The organism is Wolbachia endosymbiont of Drosophila leontia (assembly GCF_028981785.1).
GTDB lineage: Bacteria > Pseudomonadota > Alphaproteobacteria > Rickettsiales > Anaplasmataceae > Wolbachia > Wolbachia pipientis.
On the sequence record NZ_JAPQLK010000088.1, the window covers coordinates 1 to 3,154 of the forward strand.

Here is a 3,154-nt window from a genome sequence, read left to right on the forward strand (position 1 = left end):
CCCTCATTTTTTGTGGCATATTTTTTCTTTCAAGGTTAAATGGCTATTTTATAATGAATTTTGTCAGTAGCCACCAGATTTTTTCAGTTCCTATGCAACAAAGCCATCCCAGTGTCTGGGCACTGGGATGACAGAAGAGGGTTTTACAAGCACTAATGTTAGTACTATAAATGTAAGCAATTTAGCACTGGTTGGAAAAGGGATAGTAAAATTTCAGAGTGCCGAACTTATAGATAAAAATAAATATAAGCTTAGCAATCTAATTAGAGGGCAAGAAGGCACTAAAGAGTATCAGCACACTGCAGGTGAAAAATTTGTTCTACTTGATGATTCAATAATATCTTTCGAAGTGCAAAGGGGAAAAAAGTTTTACCTAAAAGCAGTGACTTACGGTGACTCGCTGGAAAATACGGAAGTGAAAGTGATGAATTCATTTAGTAATTGAAATTTAATAAAGTAAGTGCTAGAATTAACATACAGGTGTTAATGGTAGAGATATAACATGTCAAAGGAAATGGTCAGTGCGTTGAAAGCTGAAGTGAAGAAGCTCAAATATGCTGATTTCAAAGCTAACACTTGGGACGAAGTAATTTCTGGTGAGGGAACATATAAGGATCTTAATAGAACACACGGCCTTGCTATTAACGGACAAAAAATAACTAACGAATTTATTAACAATCTGTATTCAAAACATAAAAATCTAATTCTACGGGATGAAAACGGAAAAGGGAATTATCGTCCATTTCTCAGACAAATTTTTACAGAAATGTTTAAACACGTTGGTGGAACAATTCCCAATAACTCTATTATTGAGGAGTTAATAAATAACTATTATCAGGGCGGATATACTCATTTTCTTCCTAATGATATGAGTCAAGCTCTTGGATCTTTTCATTTGTCAATGCAAAGCAACTGTATGACAAGAGAGTATATTATGGATCGTCGTGAACCCAATTGTATAAAGCTTAGTTTTAGCATGAAATATACAAAAATGCTTAACTATGATGATTGTACATATATCGAAACACCAGGTTTTTGCAGTTCAGCGGAGTTTAAACTGAAATGTGAAGATAAAAATGTAACATATGAAGATGGTAAAGTACTTCTTACCATTCCTAAAGAGCTAAAAAACTACAAAGTAAGTGGTAGGAATTTGTTTGATGTTATTGTTGAATATTTTCAGAAGCTTTGCGAAAAATTGGGCTTTAAATTTGAGACAAAAGTGGAACATAGTCTTGGTGAACCACTAAAGGTAGTAAGTGAGGCAAATGCATCTTCTGTTGAAGACTTAAAGCTTAAAATGAATAATCAAAGGTAAAATATTGAAATTCGTGCTTTTCATGATTTTAGCTTAAGATTTCAGTGTCCGCTACTCGAATGACATCGTTTACTATGTAACATTGTACTTATACTAATGAAAAAAATACATTATAATTAAGTATATTTAATCCAGTAAATCATTAAGTGAAAACAGCTCTTTCGCAAGATATCATCTCTCTTATTATGATATTGTCTGTAGCAATTGTCGATATGGCAACTGATTTGTACTCAGTTGCACTACCAAGCATTGCCAATTATTTTAAAGTAGAAGGCAGTGTAGTGCAGCTTACAATTAGCTTGAATCTAGTTGGATTTGCGGTGTCTGGATTAATTTATGGTCCATTGTCGGACCATTATGGTAGGCGTCCAATGATGCTGATTGGTATGACAATTTTTACTTTGGCAAGTGTCATATGTTATATAGCCGACAGTATTGCGCTCTTGATACTAATTCGCTTCATACAAGGAACAGGGGCTGGTGTTGCAGGTGTTGTTGGGTATGCAGCAATAAGGGATATGTACTCAGGTAGTGAATACTCGAGAGTAATTTCAAAATTAAATATGGTTGTGGCACTCTCACCTGGAATAGCTCCAGTGGTGGGCAGTTATATAATTTCACATGGTTATCATTGGAAATTTTTGTTTTTTATTATGTCACTCGCAGCAATTGCTATACTTATTTTTATCTACTTTAAGTTACAAGAAACACTCACTGTAAATAAAAATGAAACCAGTATAACTAACATAACTACTAATATCTTCAAGCAATATATATCAATATTTAGAAATTATCGTTTCCTTGGGTTTTCAGCCATTCATGGATTAACTTTCATGTGGCTTTGGGCATACATTGCTAACTACCCGTTCATATTTGAATTGATGGGAATTGAAGTACAGTATTTTGGCTACCTCATATCGATCATAGTCATATTTTACATAATTGGAACTTTAATTAACAGGAGATATGTGCCGAAAATAGGGGTGAGTAAAATGCTAATAATAGGTTTGGTGTTACCGATAATATCCGATAGTTTATTGGTATATTTTTATTTCGCGGACAAGTTGAATATATTCATTCTTCAAACTGTTTGGATTCCAGCCAATATCGGACTTGCATTAATAATAAGCAATAACGTAACTTCTGCTTTAGAAACGATCAAAGGTATAGGGCTTGGTAGTGCAGTCCTCTCATTCTGCAATATGATGTTTGGGGCTATTGGAATATATATAGTAGGAAAATTTTTTCGCTATGGTATTTTACCAAATTTACTATTAACAATAGCATGCTCTACAATTGCAATTCTTATGTACAGCCAGCTCAAATGTACTGAAAAACACAGGGAATAACCATTATTTGCGTGATCCAGGAACATAGAGCTCATGGGTTATTAATGACTTTATCATGATAATATAATTTTACAGGGGGTGAGAGCTCATAGATTATTAACGACTTTATCATAACAATATAGTTTTACAGGAGGTATGGGATGAGCAATTCAAACAGAGATATAAATGCTGAATTACGTAAGGCTGCTCTAGAAGGTAATATTGAGAAAGTAAAAAGTCTAATAAGTGAAGGAGCAAAGGTTAATGTAAAAGATCAAGATAACAAGACTCCTCTACATTTGGCTGCTGAAAAGGGCCATAAAGGGGTAGTAGAAGTTTTACTAAATAATGGGGCAAATGTTAATGCAACAAATGAGTTAAAAGAGACTCCTCTACATCGGGCTGCTAAAGAGGACCATAAAGGGGTAGTAGAAGTTTTAGAACCTGTTTAAAATCTTCGTAATAGGAGAGAAATGAAGGAAAGGACAATCATTTGCAAGCTGGTGTT

The 3,154-nt window shown here is 34.1% G+C and carries 4 protein-coding genes; all 4 read left to right on the forward strand.

All coding sequences use genetic code 11. The annotated features are described in order from the left end of the window. Positions 1–127: 127 nt before the first annotated feature. A complete protein-coding gene (locus tag OZD63_RS02945; protein ID WP_275008067.1) occupies positions 128–445 on the forward strand; it encodes a GTA baseplate fiber-binding domain-containing protein in 318 nt (105 codons plus the stop codon). Between the two features lie 57 nt (positions 446–502). After that, the gene (locus OZD63_RS02950; RefSeq protein WP_275008068.1) at positions 503–1,318 is read left to right on the forward strand and encodes a hypothetical protein; all 816 of its coding nucleotides are present in this window, start codon (positions 503–505) and stop codon (positions 1,316–1,318) included. 146 nt (positions 1,319–1,464) lie between these two features. After that, positions 1,465–2,667, forward strand: coding sequence for a multidrug effflux MFS transporter (locus tag OZD63_RS02955; RefSeq protein ID WP_458695131.1), 1,203 nt, complete (start codon positions 1,465–1,467; stop codon positions 2,665–2,667). Between the two features lie 140 nt (positions 2,668–2,807). Beyond that, on the forward strand, positions 2,808–3,098 hold the full coding sequence (locus tag OZD63_RS02960; protein ID WP_274979399.1) for an ankyrin repeat domain-containing protein: 291 nt from the start codon (positions 2,808–2,810) through the stop codon (positions 3,096–3,098). The last annotated feature ends 56 nt before the right edge of the window (positions 3,099–3,154 follow it).